Below are 19,747 nucleotides of genomic sequence, written 5' to 3'. Positions count from 1 at the left end.
CGATCAACTGTGGATAACTCATCTGAAAAGCAGGGGTTAACCCGTAGTTATCCATTTAATAACCTTGTTTCAATCCAGCGCCTGTGTATAACTCGGCTTTTAGATCCCAGCTTATACTGAGTTGGATCACGGATCATTCACAGCAAATGATCCTTTACAGCGCCATGATCTTTATATGGAAAATCCACTTATCCACAGATGATCGCGATCCTAATAAAAGATCTAATAAAGAGATCTTTAAATAAAAAGATCTTCTTTTAATTAATGATGATCTCTCCCACTTGGTCTGAGGTCGAAACTTGAGTACAATCCTCTACCCAATGCACATGAAGCATTCTCACAATTGAAGGTTCGCACATGTTTTATCCAGAGCACTTTGACGTCATCATTATCGGCGGGGGTCATGCCGGTACAGAAGCAGCGATGGCTGCCGCACGAATGGGACGTCAAACCTTACTACTGACTCACAATATTGATACTTTGGGCCAGATGTCATGTAATCCAGCCATTGGTGGGATCGGTAAAGGGCATCTGGTAAAAGAGATCGATGCACTTGGCGGTCTGATGGCAAAAGCCACGGATCAGGCAGGCATTCAATTCAGAACACTCAATGCCAGTAAAGGCCCTGCTGTTCGGGCAACACGAGCGCAAGCGGATCGCGTGCTTTACCGACAAGCCGTAAGAACCGCATTGGAAAATCAGCCTAATTTAATGATCTTCCAACAGCCAGTTGAAGATCTCATCGTTGAAAACGACACTGTTACAGGTGTTGTTACTCGTATGGGATTGAAATTCAAAGCTAAATCAGTCGTTCTGACGGTTGGGACTTTCCTTGACGGAAAAATTCATATCGGATTAGAGAATTACAGTGGCGGACGTGCGGGTGATCCTCCTGCGATCTCCCTGTCCCATCGTTTGCGCGAGCTGCCCCTGCGTGTAGCTCGTCTGAAAACAGGTACGCCACCTCGCATTGATGCGAGATCCATTGATTTTAGCCAGCTTGAACAACAACTTGGGGATGATCCGACACCTGTATTTTCATTCATGGGCAATGTAGATCAACACCCACGGCAGATCCCGTGCTATATTACTCATACCAATGAAAAAACGCATGAAGTGATCCGCAACAACTTGGATCGCAGTCCAATGTATGCCGGGATCATCGAAGGGATCGGTCCTCGTTACTGTCCCTCCATTGAAGACAAAGTCATGCGTTTTGCAGATCGAAACGCTCACCAGATCTTCCTGGAGCCAGAAGGGCTCACCAGTAACGAAATCTATCCAAATGGCATTTCAACCAGCCTGCCATTTGATGTACAGATGCAGATTGTCCACTCCATGAAAGGGATGGAAAATGCTCGTATTATTCGTCCGGGTTATGCGATCGAATATGACTTCTTCGATCCACGAGATTTAAAACAGACGCTGGAAAGCAAGTTTATCCATGGCCTGTTCTTTGCGGGTCAGATCAACGGAACCACCGGATATGAAGAAGCGGCCGCACAAGGGTTGCTGGCAGGTCTTAATGCTGCACGCTATGCCGCAGGTGAAGAGGGATGGTTCCCGCGCCGTGATCAAGCCTATCTCGGTGTTCTGGTTGATGATTTATGCACACTGGGCACGAAAGAACCTTACCGTATGTTTACATCCCGCGCAGAATATCGCTTGATGCTGCGTGAAGACAACGCGGATCTCCGTCTGACTGAACAAGGTCGTAAACTGGGATTGATTGATGATTTCCGTTGGGAACATTATTGCCGCAAAGTGGAAATGATCGAACAAGAACGCCAGCGCCTGCGCAATATCTGGGTACATCCTCATTCTGATAGTTTGGAAGATATCAATCAGATGCTGAGAGCACCGTTGTCAAAAGAAGCCAATGGTGAAGATTTACTGCGTCGTCCTGAAATGAATTATCAGCGGCTGACATCCCTGCCGCGTTTTGCTCCAGCGATTACAGAACCACAGGCGGCAGATCAGGTTGAAATTCAAGTGAAGTACGAGGGTTATATTGCCCGCCAGCAAGAAGAGATCGAAAAACAACTGCGTAATGAAAATACCACATTGCCAGTTGATCTGGATTACCAGCAAGTCAGCGGGCTTTCCAATGAAGTTATCGCAAAACTGAATGACCATAAACCAAGTTCAATCGGTCAGGCTTCACGTATTTCAGGCATCACACCGGCCGCTATTTCTATTTTGCTGGTATGGTTGAAAAAACAAGGTTTATTGCGTCGTAGCGCCTAAGGGGACAGACTTTGCTTAACAAATTGGAATCGCTGTTGGCAACAACCCACATTGAGTTATCTCAGGAACAGAAACAGTTGCTTGTTGACTATGTTGATATGCTCAATAAGTGGAATAAAGCCTATAATCTGACATCTGTGCGTGATCCAGAACAGATGTTGGTTCGGCATATCATGGATAGCATTGTGGTTAATCCCTTTCTCCAGGGAACGCGATTTATTGATGTAGGAACAGGGCCTGGCTTGCCGGGCATCCCGTTGGCGATTGTGCGTCCAGACTCCCATTTCACCTTATTGGACAGTTTGGGAAAACGGGTTCGTTTTTTACGCCAGGTTCAGCATGAACTCGGTTTGGTCAATATAGAACCTGTACAAAGCCGGGTTGAGGAATTTATCCCTCAACCGCCTTTTGATGGGGTGATTAGCCGTGCATTTGCCTCTCTGCAAGATATGCTTTCATGGTGCAACCATCTCCCCAAACCAAATGAAGGGCGTTTTTATGCTCTGAAAGGCGTGTTACCGGAAGATGAACTGGCTCAATTGCCTACAGGGATCGTCCTTGATAAAGCCGTTCCTCTTCAAGTTGCAGAGTTAGGTGAACAGCGTCATCTGGTGATACTTAAGTCAAACTAACTTTGCTCTTTGTCAATAAAAATATAAATAATTAGTGACGCCAGCCACATTTAAAACGTTGCGGACGTCACTCATTATTCCTTTTCATTGTTTCAAATTTATTTACTGATAGTTCACAGAAAACCAACGTTATTTTTATATTGATATCATTTTTCTTTTTCATGGTAGCTATCGATTTTATTTATAAATAAATTTCAGAGAAAGTGGGCAAAATAAACATTTAACCTCTTTTATCGATATATCAGATAAAACTTTCCAGGTGTAATATTAATTGATTGATTTTTAGCAAGAAAAACAAAATGCTTTCACCTTATAATTAATGATAAACAGAATTGATGATTTTTGTCCGATGTGATGCACATCACGTTTAATTTCGAGGTTATCTCATTAATCGTTGCAAAATATTAAATGGTATTTGTGAGCAATCTGGCACCAAAGTTAGAAATTTAAATAATTATTCACTTTTTCGCTACTTATGGATTGAATTCATTTTGGCTGCCCGTATAATTTGCACGTTTTTGTCACTTGACACTCTTAAGCAAAGTCAGTTTTATACAACGTTCAGCAAGACCTGATATGTGATGGTGTACCTCAGGGAGAAAACAAAAGTCATGTCTGTATCCCTTTACAGCGGTAGAATGGCACTGAAACTGTTACTTTTGCAGTTAATGACTTTTGTTATTCTCAGTGTCGCTTTTTGTACCAAAAGTATAGAGTGGGGCGCTTCTGCTTTTGCCGGAGGATTAGCATGTTGGCTGCCAAATGCCATTTTCATGCTGCTTAGCCGCTTCCAGAAAGTGAAAGAAGAAGGTGTTCCAGTACGGATTGCATGGTTTTTCGCGATTAGCGAAGGGGTTAAAGTTATCATTACGATAACTGTGCTGATAGTCGCTTTAGGAGTGTTCAAAGCGGCATTTGCACCACTTGGTGTAGCCTATTTAGCGGTGCTGATTGTGCAGATCATCGCACCTGCCGTAATGAACGGTTAGCGTTTTTAGTCAGCGTTTTTAACAACAAAAGGGTAAAAAGCATCATGTCTGCATCAGGAGAAATTTCAACTTCGGAGTACATAAGTCACCACCTGAAGCACCTTCAGTTGGACTTGCGTACCTTTGAGTTGGTCAATCCCCACGCCAGTGGTTATGAGGCGACGTTCTGGACGTTGAACATTGACTCGCTTTTTTTCTCCATCGTATTAGGGATGTTGTTTCTATTTGTATTCAGAAGAGTCGCGGTTCGCGCTACTGATGGCGTTCCGGGGAAATTCCAGACTGCAGTAGAAATGGTAATCGGTTTCGTTGATAACACTGTTCGTGACATGTATCACGGCAAGAGCAAAGTGATAGCCCCTCTGGCTTTAACGGTGTTCGTTTGGGTGTTGCTGATGAACGCATTGGACTTACTGCCAATCGATTTGATTCCTTTAATCGGTGAACATTACTTCGGCTTGCCTGCTCTGCGTATTGTTCCGACCGCAGATGTCAGTGTCACTTTGTCGATGGCTCTCGGTGTCTTTGTCCTCATTCTGTTCTACAGCATTAAGATGAAAGGAATTCGTGGTTTTGCGAAGGAGCTGACATTACAGCCTTTCAATCACCCACTGTTTATTCCGATTAACTTAATTTTGGAAGGGGTTAGTTTGCTGTCTAAACCTATATCACTCGGTCTGCGACTGTTTGGTAATATGTATGCCGGCGAATTGATCTTTATTCTTATTGCTGCTCTTTTACCGTGGGGAGCACAGTGGTTACTTGCCCTGCCATGGGCGATTTTCCACATACTGATTATTACGTTACAAGCCTTTATTTTCATGGTTCTGACGATTGTTTATCTGTCGATGGCATCTGAAGAGCATTAATTTTTATCAATCAATAATCGTGTTTTAACTTGAAACAAACTGGAGACTGTCATGGAAAACCTGAATATGGATCTGCTGTACATAGCTGCCGCTATTCTGATGGGGCTGGCGGCTATCGGTGCTGCGATCGGTATCGGCATCCTCGGGGGTAAATTCTTGGAAGGCGCTGCTCGCCAGCCTGATTTGATTCCTCTGCTGCGTACGCAGTTCTTTATCGTCATGGGTCTGGTTGACGCCATCCCTATGATTGCTGTGGGCCTGGGCTTGTTTATGATGTTCGCTGTTGGCGGTAAGTAAAATAGCAGAACTGAAAATTACGCCAATTCATTAATTGAAATAGAGGTATTGTGCCGTGAATATTAACGCAACAATCCTCGGCCAGGCCTTAGCGTTTGTCCTGTTTGTTTTGTTCTGCATGAAGTATGTATGGCCACCAATCATGGCGGCCATTGAAAAACGTCAGAAAGAGATTGCTGACGGTTTGGCTTCAGCAGAGCGTGCCAAAAAGAACCTGGACTTAGCGCAAGCCAATGCGTCCGACCAACTGAAAAAAGCGAAAGCTGATGCGCAAGTTATCATTGAGCAGGCTAATAAACAAAAAGCCCAACTTATTGATGATGCTAAAGTAGAAGCCGAGCTGGAACGTAACAAAATTATCGCGCAGGCCCATGCTGAAGTTGAAGCAGAACGCAAACGCGCTCGTGAAGAGTTACGTAAACAAGTTGCGATGCTGGCTATCGCAGGTGCCGAGAAAATCATCGAACGTTCCGTGGATGAAGCTGCTAACAGCGACATCGTTAATAAACTGGTCGCTGAACTGTAAGGAGGGAGGGGCATGTCTGAATTTGCTACGGTAGCTCGCCCCTACGCCAAAGCAGCTTTTGACTTTGCTGTAGAACACCAATCTCTTGAACACTGGCAGAACATGCTGGCGTTCATTGCTGAAGTAACTTGCAATGAACAGGTTGGTGAGCTGCTTTCCGGTTCATTGGCACCGGAAACGTTAGCCAAAACCTTTATCACCCTTTGTGGTGAGGAGGTTGATGCGCATGCTCAGAACTTTATTCGTGTAATGGCAGAAAATGGTCGCTTGCTGGTACTGCCAGAAGTCTTCCAGCAATTTATTCAATTGCGTGCGTCACTTGAATCAACCATTGATGTTGAAGTGACTTCTGCGTCCGAACTGAATGAGCAGCAGCAGGCTAAAATTTCTGCGGCGATGGAAAAACGTCTGTCACGCAAAGTGAAGCTGAATTGCAAAATTGATAAGTCTGTTATTGCCGGTGTAATTATCCGCGCAGGTGACATGGTGATTGATGGCAGTATTCGTGGCCGTCTGGATCGTTTAACAGACGTCTTGCAGTCTTAAGGGGACTGGAGCATATGCAACTGAATTCCACCGAAATCAGCGAACTGATCAAACAGCGTATTGCTCAGTTCAATGTCGTGAGCGAAGCTCACAATGAAGGTACGATTGTTTCCGTTAACGACGGTATCATTCGTATCCACGGTTTAGCCGATGTCATGCAGGGGGAAATGATTTCTCTGCCTGGCAACCGTTACGCAATTGCACTGAACCTGGAGCGCGACTCTGTAGGTGCGGTTGTGATGGGCCCATACGCTGACTTAGCCGAAGGCATGAAAGTCAAATGTACTGGCCGTATTTTGGAAGTACCTGTTGGTCGTGGTTTGCTTGGCCGTGTGGTTAACACATTGGGTGAACCCATCGATGGTAAAGGCGCTGTTGAGCACGATGGCTTCTCACCTGTTGAAGTGATTGCGCCAGGTGTTATCGATCGTCAATCCGTTGACCAGCCTGTCCAGACAGGTTACAAATCCGTTGATGCCATGATCCCAATTGGCCGTGGCCAGCGTGAGCTGGTCATCGGTGACCGTCAGACAGGTAAAACTGCCCTGGCTATCGATGCGATCATCAACCAGCGTAATTCTGGTATCAAATGTATCTATGTTGCGATTGGTCAGAAAGCCTCTACCATTGCTAACGTCGTTCGTAAACTGGAAGAGCACGGCGCACTGGAAAACACCATTGTTGTTGTTGCATCTGCTTCAGAATCAGCGGCCCTGCAATATCTGGCACCTTATTCTGGTTGTGCGATGGGTGAATACTTCCGTGATCGCGGTGAAGATGCACTGATTGTTTACGATGACCTGTCTAAACAGGCTGTTGCGTACCGTCAGATTTCCCTGTTGCTGCGTCGTCCACCTGGACGTGAAGCATTCCCTGGTGACGTTTTCTATCTGCACTCCCGTCTGTTGGAGCGTGCGGCGCGTGTTAACGCAGAGTATGTTGAAAAATTCACCAACGGTGAAGTGAAAGGCCAAACAGGTTCTCTGACGGCACTGCCAATCATTGAAACTCAGGCGGGTGACGTTTCAGCATTCGTACCTACAAACGTTATCTCCATTACTGATGGTCAGATCTTCCTTGAATCTTCCCTGTTCAATGCAGGTATCCGTCCGGCGGTTAACCCGGGGATCTCCGTATCCCGTGTTGGTGGTGCTGCTCAGACTAAGATCATCAAGAAACTGTCTGGTGGTATTCGTACCGCTCTGGCCCAGTATCGTGAACTGGCTGCATTCTCCCAGTTTGCTTCTGATTTGGATGATGCAACCCGTAAGCAGTTGGATCATGGTCAGAAAGTGACTGAACTGTTGAAACAGAAACAGTATCTGCCGATGTCCATTGCACAACAGGCTCTGTCTCTGTTTGCTGCTGAGCGTGGCTATCTGGAAGATGTCGAAATCGCGAAAGTGGTCAGTTTCGAAGCTGCGTTGTTATCGTATGCCAGCCGTGAACATGCTGATCTTCTGAACGAGATTGACCAGTCTGGTGATTACAATGGAGAGATTGAAGCGAAGCTGAAAGCTCTGTTGGAATCCTTCAAGGCGACTCAGTCCTGGTAACACTATTCGGCCCAGTTTGATTCTGTTGATGAATAAAAAACATGGGCCGTCTGGTTGAATTCGGAGAAGCAGAAATGGCCGGCGCAAAAGAGATACGTACCAAGATCGCCAGTGTGCAAAACACGCAAAAAATCACTAAAGCGATGGAAATGGTCGCCGCGTCCAAAATGCGTAAAACGCAGGATCGCATGGCGGCCAGCCGTCCTTACGCAGAAACCATTCGCAGTGTGATTGGACACCTTGCGTTAGGTAATCTGGAGTACAAACATCCGTACCTTGACGAGCGCGAAGTAAAGCGTGTTGGGTATGTGGTTGTTTCGACTGACCGTGGTTTATGTGGCGGTTTGAACATTAACTTGTTCAAAAAATTGCTGATAGAAATGAAAGACTGGTCTGATAAAAACGTCCAAGTTGACTTGGCGCTTGTTGGATCGAAGGCGGTTTCTTTCTTTTCTTCTGTTGGAGGCAACATTGTTGCCCAAGTAACAGGGATGGGAGATAACCCATCATTGTCCGAATTGATCGGGCCAGTCCACGTCATGATGCAAGCATATGACGAAGGGCGTCTGGATAAGCTGTATATAGTGACTAACAAGTTCATGAATACAATGTCTCAGGTTCCGACGATCACTCAGTTATTGCCTCTGCCTGCCGGAGACGATGAAACACTGAAGAAGAAGTCCTGGGATTATCTGTATGAACCTGATCCAAGGGCGCTGTTGGATACCCTGCTGCGCCGTTATATCGAATCGCAAGTTTATCAGGGCGTCGTTGAAAACCTGGCTAGTGAACAGGCCGCACGAATGGTGGCGATGAAAGCCGCGACCGATAACGGTGGCAACCTGATCAAAGAGTTACAGTTGGTTTACAACAAGGCTCGTCAGGCCAGCATCACTCAGGAACTCACCGAAATCGTTTCGGGTGCTTCTGCGGTTTAACAGCTAGGTTTACGAATTACGTAGAGGATTCAAGATGGCTACTGGAAAGATTATCCAGGTAATCGGCGCCGTAGTGGACGTCGAATTCCCTCAGGACAGCGTACCGAAAGTATACGGTGCCCTTGAGGTTAAAAACGGTGAAGAAAAATTGGTGCTGGAAGTTCAGCAGCAATTAGGTGGTGGTATCGTTCGTTGTATCGCAATGGGTACCTCCGATGGTTTGCGCCGTAATTTGGACGTGACTGATTTAGGGCACCCAATCGAAGTCCCAGTGGGTAAAGCAACACTGGGCCGTATCATGAACGTATTGGGCGATCCGATTGATATGAAAGGTGAGATCGGCGAAGAAGAACGCTGGTCAATTCACCGCACAGCACCAACCTATGAAGAGCTGTCCAACTCTCAGGAACTGCTGGAAACCGGTATCAAAGTCATGGACTTGATCTGTCCATTCGCTAAGGGTGGTAAAGTCGGTCTGTTTGGTGGTGCGGGTGTAGGGAAAACCGTTAACATGATGGAGCTGATCCGTAACATCGCGATCGAGCACTCAGGTTACTCCGTATTTGCCGGTGTGGGTGAGCGTACCCGTGAAGGTAACGACTTCTATCATGAAATGACCGATTCAAACGTACTGGATAAAGTATCTCTGGTATACGGTCAGATGAATGAGCCACCAGGAAACCGTCTGCGTGTTGCACTGACCGGTTTGACCATGGCGGAAAAATTCCGTGATGAAGGCCGTGACGTTCTGCTGTTCGTGGATAACATTTACCGTTATACCCTGGCAGGGACAGAAGTATCAGCATTGTTGGGCCGTATGCCATCTGCGGTAGGTTATCAGCCAACACTGGCGGAAGAGATGGGTGCTCTGCAAGAGCGCATCACCTCAACCAAAACTGGCTCCATCACCTCCGTACAGGCAGTTTACGTTCCTGCGGATGACTTGACTGACCCATCACCAGCGACAACCTTTGCTCACTTGGATGCAACTGTCGTATTGAGCCGTCAGATCGCATCTCTGGGGATTTACCCTGCGGTTGACCCACTGGATTCAACCAGCCGTCAGCTTGACCCACTGGTTGTTGGTCAGGAGCATTATGATGTCGCTCGTGGCGTTCAGTCTATCCTGCAACGTTATCAGGAACTGAAAGACATCATCGCCATTCTGGGTATGGACGAACTGTCTGAAGACGACAAACTGGTTGTGGCCCGCGCTCGTAAGATCCAGCGCTTCTTGTCTCAACCCTTCTTCGTTGCAGAAGTCTTCACCGGCTCACCAGGTAAATTCGTTTCTCTGAAAGACACCATCCGTGGCTTTAAGGGCATCCTGAACGGTGATTATGACCACCTGCCAGAACAGGCGTTCTACATGGTGGGTACCATCGACGAAGCTGTGGAAAAAGCGAAGTCGCTTTAATACGGCTGACGGGAGGTTGATATGGCTGCAATGACGTTCTCCCTGAACGTAGTCAGTGCTGAAAAACACTTGTTTAAAGGACTGGTACAGAAAATTCAGGTGACAGGCAGTGAAGGTGAATTGGGGATTTATCCTCAACACACGCCACTGCTTACTGCCATAAAACCGGGCATGATACGTATTGTTAAACAGTTTGGTGAAGAAGAATTTATCTACCTGTCAGGTGGTATTCTTGAAGTTCAGCCAAACGGCGTTATCGTACTGGCCGATACAGCGATCCGTGGTAAGGATTTGGACGAGGCTAAGGTGCTTGAAGCCAAGCGCAAAGCGGAAGAACATATCCGTAATTCTCACGGCGATGTTGATTATGCTCAGGCATCTGCTGAGTTGTCGAAAGCGATCGCGAAACTTCGCGTTATCGAATTGACAAAGCAAATGATGTAATAAATACCCGGTAGATTTCGAATTGCATCCCATTGAACTGCAACTTGAAAAACGAAGGGTATAGGCAGTGAGATAAAAGGCCAGTTGGTGAAAGCTAACTGGCTTTTTTGCATTGCGAAATATGTGGCAATTTATTTCGCAAACAGGTTTACTTTCACACTTAAAATTGGAATTGTTAGGTTTCTTATGTCTATTAGTGAAAACCGGATCAGTGAAAACCGTGTCAGTGCAAAAAGTGTCGTGATCCTTGCCGCCGGTAAGGGAACACGCATGTATTCTGATCTTCCTAAAGTTCTGCACTTGCTGGCGGGTAAACCGATGGTTCAGCATGTCATTGATACCGCAATGGAATTGGGTACCCAAAATGTTCATCTGGTTTATGGGCATGGCGGTGACCTGATGAAACAAACACTTTCCAACCAGAATCTGAACTGGGTACTGCAAGCTGAACAGCTTGGTACCGGTCATGCAATGCAGCAGGCTGCCCCCCATTTTTCGGATGATGAAGATATTCTGATCCTTTATGGTGATGTGCCTTTGATCGCCAAAGATACCTTAGCGCGTTTGATCGAGGCTAAACCAGAAGGGGGAATTGGTTTATTGACGGCTATTTTGGATAACCCAACCGGATATGGCCGGATCATCCGTCACAATGGCGAGGTGACGGGCATTATCGAACAGAAAGATGCGACGGAAGAACAGCGTAAAATCAACGAGATCAACACCGGTATTTTGGTGGCAAATGGCGGTGATTTAAAACGTTGGCTATCCAAGTTGGAAAACAACAACGCACAGGGCGAATATTACCTGACCGATGTGATTGCTCTTGCACATCAAGAAGGCCGCCAGATCAAGGCCGTGCATCCAAGCCGTTTAAGTGAAATGGAAGGGGTCAACAATCGCCTTCAACTTTCTGCGCTGGAGCGTATTTACCAATCTGAGCAGGCCGAAAAATTATTGTTGGCGGGTGTTATGTTATTAGATCCGGCACGTTTTGATTTGCGTGGAACCTTAGAACATGGCCGTGATGTCGTGATTGATACCAATGTCATTATCAAGGGCCATGTCACATTGGGAAATAATGTACAGATCGGCTCTGGTTGTATCCTGAAAAATTGCGTTATTGGTGATGGTGCGGTCATTAGCCCTTATACCGTCATCGAAGACGCTGAACTTGCTGCTGAGTGTACCGTCGGGCCTTTTGCCCGTTTACGCCCTGGTTCTAAACTGGCGGAAAAAGCCCACGTCGGCAATTTCGTTGAAATGAAAAAATCCTTCCTTGGCAAAGGCTCCAAGGCGGGTCACCTGACTTATCTTGGTGACGCTGAAATTGGCAATAATGTGAATATCGGTGCAGGAACCATTACCTGCAACTATGATGGTGCCAATAAATTTAAGACCCTCATTGGTGATGACGTTTTTGTCGGTTCTGATACCCAGCTTGTTGCGCCGGTTGCGATAGCGAAAGGGGCGACAATTGGTGCAGGAACCACAGTAACCAAAAACGTGGCTGAAAATGAATTGGTTATCAGCCGGGTGAAACAAACCCATATTCAGAACTGGCAACGCCCGGTTAAGAAAAAATAAAAAATAAGATATACCCATAATAAAAATCCCCATCTCTACAAAGCTCGGGGACGGCAATAGCCGGAACACAATCAGGTTGGCGACATAAAAAGGGCTTTATCAGCCCTGCTTTTAGGAATAAAACAAAATGTGTGGAATTGTTGGTGCAGTAGCACAACGAGATATTGCAGAAATACTGATCGAAGGACTTCGTCGCCTGGAGTACCGGGGTTATGACTCTGCGGGTATGGCTGTCGTTGACAGTGAAAACCGCATGACCCGTCTGCGTGAAGCCGGCAAAGTGCAGATGCTGGCTGATGAAGCAGATAAACAACCCGTCGTTGGTGGCACAGGGATTGCCCATACTCGTTGGGCGACTCATGGTGAACCGAACGAACGCAATGCCCACCCTCATGTTTCTGAGCATATTGCGGTTGTGCATAACGGCATTATTGAAAACCACGAAGAACTGCGCGAAGAATTAAAAGCGCGTGGTTACCTCTTCTCTTCTGATACCGATACCGAAACTATCGCTCATCTGGTTCACTGGGAACAGCAACAAGGCGGCTCTTTGCTGGAAGTTGTGCAGCGAGTGATCCCACAATTGCGTGGTGCTTATGGCACGGTGATTATGGACAGCCGCCATCCTGACGTACTGGTCGCCGCTCGTTCCGGCAGTCCATTGGTGATTGGTTTGGGAGTGGGTGAAAACTTCCTTGCTTCTGACCAACTGGCGTTACTGCCGGTGACCCGCCGTTTTATCTATCTGGAAGAAGGTGATATTGCTGAAATTACCCGCCGTAGCGTTCGCATCTTTGATGTACAGGGCGAAGCGATTGAGCGTGAGCAAATTGAATCCAACGTCCAGTACGATGCCGGTGACAAAGGGGTATACCGTCACTACATGCAGAAAGAGATTTACGAACAGCCAATGGCGATTAAGAGCACATTGGAAGGGCGTTTGAGCAATGGTCAGGTCAATCTGTCAGAACTGGGCGCTAATGCGGAGGAATTACTGTCTCAAGTTGAGCATATCCAAATTGTTGCCTGCGGAACGTCTTACAATGCGGGCATGGTTTCGCGTTACTGGTTCGAATCTTTGGCAGGCATTCCCTGTGATGTAGAAATTGCCTCTGAATTCCGCTACCGCAAGCCAGCGCGCCGTAAAGGCAGCCTGCTGATCACCCTGTCCCAATCGGGTGAAACGGCTGATACCCAGGCGGCTTTGCGTTTATCCAAAGAACTGGGTTACCTGACATCACTGACCATCTGTAACGTAGCGGGTTCCTCTCTGGTACGTGAATCTGAATTTGCCCTGATGACCAAAGCAGGTGCTGAAATTGGTGTGGCATCCACCAAAGCCTTTACCACTCAGCTCACTGTATTGCTGATGCTGGTGGCCTACATGGGACGCCTGAAAGGTGCTGATACAGCGTTGGAACAAGACATTGTTCATGCTCTGCACGCATTGCCAAGCCGCATCGAAAGCATGTTGTCGAAAGACAAACTGATCGAAGCATTGGCGGAAGATTTCTCTGAGAAACATCATGCGCTGTTCCTGGGTCGTGGAGATCAATACCCGATCGCCGTTGAAGGTGCGCTGAAACTGAAAGAGATCTCCTACATCCACGCAGAAGCCTACGCTGCCGGTGAACTGAAACATGGCCCATTGGCATTGATCGATGCGGATATGCCAGTGATCATCGTCGCACCGAACAACGAACTGCTGGAAAAACTGAAATCCAATATCGAAGAAGTCCGCGCCCGTGGCGGTCTGCTGTACGTCTTCGCCGATCAGGATGCGGGTTTCACCAACAGCGAAAACATGAAGATCATCTCCCTGCCCCACGTAGAAGAGTTGATCGCCCCGATCTTCTACACCGTGCCACTGCAATTGCTGTCTTACCACGTTGCCTTGATCAAAGGTACGGATGTGGATCAGCCGAGGAATTTAGCTAAGTCGGTGACAGTGGAGTGATGTGTTTTAGTACGCGATTAGTTGTTGCGTAGATTAAAATTGAAAACTGAATAAATCCGGTTATGCGTAAGCTGACCGGATTTTTTATTAGTTCGCCCGAATACTGTGTGATGTTATCTATATCCCAAATAATTCGAGTTGCATCGTGGTAACGGCCTAAGATAATTACCCTATGAAAATAGGCCACATCCACAATCCGTTGCTAATGAATAATGATTTGCTGAACTATTTCAAACTTCAATTCAGCAAAATATCCGCGTTTATATAGTTTTATTACGAAACTTTCTTTTCAGGTTAATCAGAAATTCTTTACTACACTTAAACAGAAAATTGCTGCAATTAAGGCAATAAGTTAACTGTTTAACGAAGAATATGAACCATGAGCATGAGTCGTTTTGCTCCGTGGATAATAAATGGAATTCCTCTGATGACAATTGAAAAAATCACCCTGAACTCCCCTGAATCCAAAAGTACGGATATCACTCAAGAAAACATCTATCAACTCAAGCAACTCTTTCCCGACGCATTTTCTGAAGGAAAAATCGACTTTGACGCCTTAAAAGCTATGCTTGGTGAAGCTGTCGATGATTCAGATGAGCGCTATAACTTCACTTGGAATGGTAAGACCCGTGCACGTCAACTTGCCCAAACACCATCAACAGGGACACTGCGTCCTTGTAAAGAAGAAAGCGTTAATTGGGATACGACAAAAAATCTATTTATTGAAGGAGATAATCTTGAAGTTTTAAAGTTGTTGCAAAAGTCTTATCACAAAAAGGTAAAGATGATCTATATCGATCCACCATATAACACGGGTAATGACTTTATTTATAAAGATAATTTCCATGACAACATAAAAAATTATCAGGTATTAACGGGACAAGTAAATAATCAAGGTAAGCCTTTTAGCACCAACTCTGATACATCGGGTCGGTATCATACAAATTGGCTAAATATGCTTTATCCAAGATTGAAATTGGCCAGAAATTTATTATCCGATGGTGGAGTTATATTTATATCTATAGATGAACATGAAGTAGTTAATTTGTCCAATTTATGCAATGAGATATTTGGTGAAGATAATTTTATTGAAAGATTTATTTGGAAGAGTGGAAGAACTTCAGCATCAACTTTTACCCGAGAACATGAATATATCTTGGCATATGCAAAAAATATATCCCAATTATCTCATATTGTTTATAAGGGTGATGATAGCTTAATTTCTGACCGTGCAATAAAAAAGGTTAGCGTTAAAAACCCTGCGTCAGAAATAACATTCCCTGCTGGGATCAGGTTCTTAGGTGAAAATAAAACATTTTCATCAGTATTTGGAGATAAAGAAGTCGTTGAAGTGACTTCAGGTGTATTTGAATGTAAGAATGGATACTTATCTAGCGAAGTCACGCTAAAAGCGGGCTGGACAATGAAGAGCCAAGTCGAAAATTGGCTATCAGGAAAGGATACTTTTGACTCTAAAGGACAGCAGGTTGTTGAGTTCTTTTTCAAACCTAATGGTATTCTTCAGTATGTTAAAAAGCGAGGTACCGAACACCCAAAAACAATAATAACCGATTTTACAACGAAGCAAGGAAGTAAAGAGGTTGAAGCTCTTCTCTGTTCATCTGTTTTTGATTATCCAAAGCCGACAGGATTAATTGAACACTTAATGAAGATCACGGATAGCGAAGATGTCATTCTTGATTTTTTTGCCGGAAGCGGTTCGACAGGCCATGCGGTGCTAAAACAAAATAAGAAAGATGGCGGTAGAAGAAAGTTTATACTGGTTCAATTGCCTGAACCTGTCTCAAAAAATACGGGTGTAGCAGAGTATTGTGCCAGAGAGTCAATACCCGAATTGATTTCCAGAATTTCCCTAAAAAGAATAAAAAAAGCCATTTTAGAAGAAGATAAAACTCAAGGTGTTAAGTTTTTCAAATTAGATCAAACAAATATTCATTCTTGGAATGCTGATTTTGAAAACTTGGAACCTGCTCTGCAACTGGCTGCTAAATCTATCAAAGATGACCGTATACCTGAAGATGTGCTTTACGAGATTTTGTTGAAATATGGTTTAGAGCTGACTGAACAAGTGGAAGAAACTACAGTTGCAGGCAAAAAAATATTTGTAGTTGGCACCGGAACCTTAATGGTTTGCCTTGATGACGATATAACCGAACAGGTGGTTGAGGGGATCGCTAAACTGAAAGAAAAACTCAATCCGGAAAGTACGCAAATCGTTTTTAAAGACCAGGGCTTTGCCGACAGCGTAGTGAAGACCAATACGATTCAGATCCTGAAGCAGTATGGTATCGACAATGTGAAGAGCATTTAAGGTCGTGATTGATGAAGATTAAATTTAGATCGGACTTATCACACCAAATAAATGCGGTTGAGGCGGTTTTAGGTGTGTTTGAAGGGCAGGAAACATTTCAGGGCCATTTCACGGTAGCTGATAATATGTTGAAGAATCAGCAGCTAGATATTTTTGGTACAAACAACGACATCGGTGTTGGTAATATTCTCACCTTATTACCCGATGAAATTTATGCCAACACACGTAATGTGCAATTAAAGAATGGCTTGCCGCAGGTTGAAAACGCAAAACAAGAACTGCCAAGTCTGGATTTCAGCGTTGAGATGGAAACAGGGACAGGTAAAACCTATGTCTACCTGCGTTCTATCTTTGAGCTAAATCAGCGTCATGGGCTGACAAAGTTCATCATCGTGGTGCCGTCCATTGCGATTAAAGAAGGCGTTTATAAATCACTGCAAATCACTGAGCTGCATTTCCGTGAGCAGTATAGAAACGTCCAGTATGACTATTTTGTCTATGACTCATCAAAGCGTGAACAGATCCGTAACTTTGCGACCAATGATTATATCCAAATCATGGTGATCAATATTGATGCGTTCAGTAAGTCATTCACCGATCCTACGAAAGAAACGACGGCGAATCTGATCCACCGTACCGATGACAGATTGAATGGAATGAAGCCGATTGAATTTATTCAGGCTACTTGCCCGGTGGTCATCATTGATGAACCACAATCAGTCGTATCAACGGAAAACCGAAAAGAAGCGATTAACAGCTTAAAACCGCTGTGTACATTCCGTTATTCCGCCACGTTGAAGGAAGCGCCGCACCTGCTGTATAAACTTGACGCTATTGATGCCTATGAGCGTAAACTGGTTAAGCAAATTGAGGTTGCTTCTCTGGATGTTAAGGACGGACACAACCAAGCCTACATCAAGTTAGTGAGTGTTGATAATAAGACATCCCCGATTTCTGCCAAGATTGAAATTGATGCCCAAACGCGCACCGGTAAGCTGCAACCGCGTAAGGTAATCACCATCAAAGATCGACAGGTCAATGACTTATTCGAGCTTTCGGGTGGGCGTAGTGTTTACGACGGTTATATCGTTAACGATATTTATTGTGAAGAAGGTAATGAATACATTGATTTTACCCGTCGCGATGAAATTGTGCGTCTTGGGCAAGCTATTGGTGAAGTGGATCCGGAGGCTTTCAAGCGCATTCAAATAGCCAAAACTATCGAAGAGCACTTGGAAAAAGAGCTAAAGTTTTACCACAAAGTCACAACCGGCGATGACAATCTTGACCCCTCGAAAATTCTAAGCCAGAAAGGGATTAAGGTGCTGAGTCTGTTCTTTATCGATAAGGTGGCCAACTACCGTGGCTACGCTAAAGATGGCGTTCCTGTACAAGGTAAGTTTGCCAAATGGTTTGAAGAAGAGTTTGCCAAGCAGGTGAGAAAGTCCAAATATCGCGTGTTGTACCCGAGAATCTGGGATAACGATGGTAATAAAGACACCATCAACGACGCTGCGTTGCAAGAACTCACTCAAACCGTGCATGGTGGCTATTTTGCTCAGGACAAGAAAAAAGATGCTTCTGGAAACCCTCAGTTCGTTGACTCAAGGCTTTCGGCTAAAGGTGAAGGGGGGAAAACTGCGGCCGATGAGTCGGTCTATAACCTGATCATGAAAGACAAAGAAAAGCTGCTATCTATGGACGAGGAGCTGCGCTTTATCTTTTCACACTCAGCACTGAAAGAAGGCTGGGATAACCCGAATGTTTTTCAGATCTGTACGTTGAATGAAACCAGCTCAATCACGAAAAAACGACAGGAAATCGGTCGTGGTCTACGTTTAGCCGTTGATCAATCGGGTGAGCGTGTGCCCTACGGTTTTGAGGTAAATACCCTGACCGTTATGGCAAATGAATCTTATGAAAGTTTTGTTTCTGAACTGCAAAAAGAGATAGAAGCAGAAGAAGGCATTAAATTTGGTGTGGTTGAGTCTCACCAATTTGCCAACATCGTTGTTTCTGGCGAGTTGGATCAGAAAGCCTTCTTGGGGGCGAAGAAGTCAGAAGAGATCTTTCAGCATCTTTTGTCTCAAGATTATATTGATGGCAAAGGCAAGATTCAGGATGTTCTGAAAATTGCCATCAATAACAATGAGGTGAATCTACCTTCCAGTGTCGTCGAGCATACTGATTCCATCGTTGCCACGTTGAAGAAGTTGGTAAAAGGTTTGAACGTGAAAAAACATGAAGAGAAGCGCTCTGTAACCCTGTGTGAAGATACAAATGGTAAGCAGGTTGTACTGGGTGAAGCCTTCAAGGCTCTTTGGGGGCGCATTAAATACAAAACGACTTATCGCGTTAACTTTAATATCAACGAACTGGTTGAACGCTGTATCAAGGAAATTAGCGCGAACGTGGCGGTAGCCAGCGCTAAGTTTCAGTACACCAAGGTTAAGGTGGCGGTTACTGGCGCTGAACTGAAAACCTACGATGAGAAAACCAAGATCCAGAATTACCACAATCGCAACTTCCGATTGCCAGATATCGTGACTTATCTGACCGATCAGACCAATCTGACCCGTCAGACAATTATCGATATTCTGCTGGGTTTGGGGGATAAGCTGGAAGCATTCAAAAATAATCCTCAGCGCTTTATCGAGTTAGCGGGTGAAGTTATCCGTAAGCAAATGCGCATTGTTATTGTAGATGGTGTTAAATACCATCGTATTGGTGACCAAGCATACTATGCTCAAGCGCTTTTTCAGGAAGAAGAGCTGACAGGTTACCTCAAAGATATGGTGAAAGCTGAAAAGTCGGTATATGACTACATCATTTGCGATTCAGATACCGAGCTTAACTTCGCCAAAAAACTAGAAAGCGCTGAAGAGGTGAAAATTTATTCCAAACTGCCATTTTGGTTCAAGATTGATACCCCGCTGGGCAATTACAATCCTGACTGGGCGGTGTTAATTGACAAAGATGATGGAATGGGGGAGCAGCTTTACTTTGTGGTTGAAACCAAATCAAGCCTATTCTCAGATGATCTGCGTGAGGCTGAAAAGGCAAAGATCAAGTGTGGCGTTGAGCATTTCAATGCGTTAAGTAAAGACAAGGATGGCAAAGAGGTGCCCAACGCGGCCAAATTTGTCAAAGTTGATAACTTTGATACGTTCAGTACGAATTTTTAATTTTAATGACATCAAGGCATTAGCAATAGTGCCTGCTGGATATCGGCAAAGCTAAATACAGATAGCGATATCATTCTTTCAGCAAATAGACTCCTCTCAATGATTAATTCTTTATCTTATATGTACGGCTATTGGCCGTACATGTTTGCCTAACCCTTCACTAAGTGCTATTCTCCGGCAGTACAATAAAACAACAGTAGGCGAATAATCCCACAATAAAACCCA

Annotated in this window: 15 protein-coding genes; all 15 read left to right on the top strand. The window is 45.0% G+C overall.

All coding sequences use genetic code 11. The features are described from left to right. The first annotated feature begins 357 nt into the window (after nt 1–357). The 15 genes from mnmG to Xbed_RS13640 all read left to right on the top strand — a co-directional run bounded on the left by mnmG (nt 358) and on the right by Xbed_RS13640 (nt 19,522). Entirely contained in the window at nt 358–2,247 is a 1,890-nt protein-coding gene (gene mnmG / locus Xbed_RS13710; protein ID WP_086113466.1) for a tRNA uridine-5-carboxymethylaminomethyl(34) synthesis enzyme MnmG, read from the top strand. 11 nt (nt 2,248–2,258) lie between these two features. Beyond that, complete coding sequence (gene rsmG, locus Xbed_RS13705) at nt 2,259–2,879, top strand: 16S rRNA (guanine(527)-N(7))-methyltransferase RsmG (protein ID WP_086113465.1); 621 nt, start codon at nt 2,259–2,261, stop codon at nt 2,877–2,879. Nucleotides 2,880–3,490: 611 nt separating this feature from the next. Then, complete coding sequence (atpI, locus tag Xbed_RS13700) at nt 3,491–3,868, top strand: F0F1 ATP synthase subunit I (RefSeq protein ID WP_045957277.1); 378 nt, start codon at nt 3,491–3,493, stop codon at nt 3,866–3,868. A 44-nt stretch (nt 3,869–3,912) separates the two neighbouring features. Next, nucleotides 3,913–4,737: a F0F1 ATP synthase subunit A gene (atpB, locus tag Xbed_RS13695; RefSeq protein ID WP_086113464.1), complete on the top strand. Its 825-nt coding sequence runs from the start codon at nt 3,913–3,915 to the stop codon at nt 4,735–4,737. Nucleotides 4,738–4,788: 51 nt separating this feature from the next. Beyond that, complete coding sequence (atpE, locus tag Xbed_RS13690; RefSeq protein WP_047962570.1) at nt 4,789–5,034, top strand: F0F1 ATP synthase subunit C; 246 nt, start codon at nt 4,789–4,791, stop codon at nt 5,032–5,034. 55 nt (nt 5,035–5,089) lie between these two features. Continuing rightward, a complete protein-coding gene (gene atpF / locus Xbed_RS13685) occupies nt 5,090–5,560 on the top strand; it encodes a F0F1 ATP synthase subunit B (RefSeq protein WP_086113463.1) in 471 nt (156 codons plus the stop codon). Between the two features lie 12 nt (nt 5,561–5,572). Then, nucleotides 5,573–6,106, top strand: coding sequence for a F0F1 ATP synthase subunit delta (atpH, locus tag Xbed_RS13680; RefSeq protein WP_086113462.1), 534 nt, complete (start codon nt 5,573–5,575; stop codon nt 6,104–6,106). Nucleotides 6,107–6,120: 14 nt separating this feature from the next. Further along, nucleotides 6,121–7,662 (top strand): F0F1 ATP synthase subunit alpha, encoded by a 1,542-nt coding sequence (gene atpA / locus Xbed_RS13675; RefSeq protein ID WP_086113461.1) that lies wholly within the window; start codon nt 6,121–6,123, stop codon nt 7,660–7,662. A gap of 74 nt (nt 7,663–7,736) precedes the next feature. Beyond that, nucleotides 7,737–8,600 carry a F0F1 ATP synthase subunit gamma gene (atpG, locus tag Xbed_RS13670; RefSeq protein WP_086113479.1) on the top strand — a complete coding sequence of 288 codons (864 nt, stop codon included), beginning with the start codon at nt 7,737–7,739 and terminating at the stop codon, nt 8,598–8,600. 34 nt (nt 8,601–8,634) lie between these two features. Then, nucleotides 8,635–10,017, top strand: coding sequence for a F0F1 ATP synthase subunit beta (atpD, locus tag Xbed_RS13665; RefSeq protein WP_086113460.1), 1,383 nt, complete (start codon nt 8,635–8,637; stop codon nt 10,015–10,017). A 21-nt stretch (nt 10,018–10,038) separates the two neighbouring features. Further along, nucleotides 10,039–10,461: a F0F1 ATP synthase subunit epsilon gene (locus Xbed_RS13660; RefSeq protein WP_086113459.1), complete on the top strand. Its 423-nt coding sequence runs from the start codon at nt 10,039–10,041 to the stop codon at nt 10,459–10,461. 186 nt (nt 10,462–10,647) lie between these two features. Next, complete coding sequence (gene glmU, locus Xbed_RS13655) at nt 10,648–12,048, top strand: bifunctional UDP-N-acetylglucosamine diphosphorylase/glucosamine-1-phosphate N-acetyltransferase GlmU (RefSeq protein ID WP_086113458.1); 1,401 nt, start codon at nt 10,648–10,650, stop codon at nt 12,046–12,048. 127 nt (nt 12,049–12,175) lie between these two features. Then, nucleotides 12,176–14,005, top strand: a complete 1,830-nt coding sequence (gene glmS / locus Xbed_RS13650) for a glutamine--fructose-6-phosphate transaminase (isomerizing) (RefSeq protein ID WP_086113457.1) — start codon at nt 12,176–12,178, stop codon at nt 14,003–14,005. A gap of 379 nt (nt 14,006–14,384) precedes the next feature. Beyond that, nucleotides 14,385–16,337: a site-specific DNA-methyltransferase gene (locus Xbed_RS13645; protein ID WP_244182496.1), complete on the top strand. Its 1,953-nt coding sequence runs from the start codon at nt 14,385–14,387 to the stop codon at nt 16,335–16,337. An 11-nt stretch (nt 16,338–16,348) separates the two neighbouring features. Further along, nucleotides 16,349–19,522 carry a type III restriction-modification system endonuclease gene (locus tag Xbed_RS13640; protein ID WP_086113456.1) on the top strand — a complete coding sequence of 1,058 codons (3,174 nt, stop codon included), beginning with the start codon at nt 16,349–16,351 and terminating at the stop codon, nt 19,520–19,522. The last annotated feature ends 225 nt before the right edge of the window (nt 19,523–19,747 follow it).

Origin of the sequence: Xenorhabdus beddingii, assembly GCF_002127545.1 — a bacterium.
Taxonomy (GTDB): Bacteria; Pseudomonadota; Gammaproteobacteria; order Enterobacterales; family Enterobacteriaceae; genus Xenorhabdus; species Xenorhabdus beddingii.
This window is presented reverse-complemented; position numbering and strand designations above follow the sequence as displayed.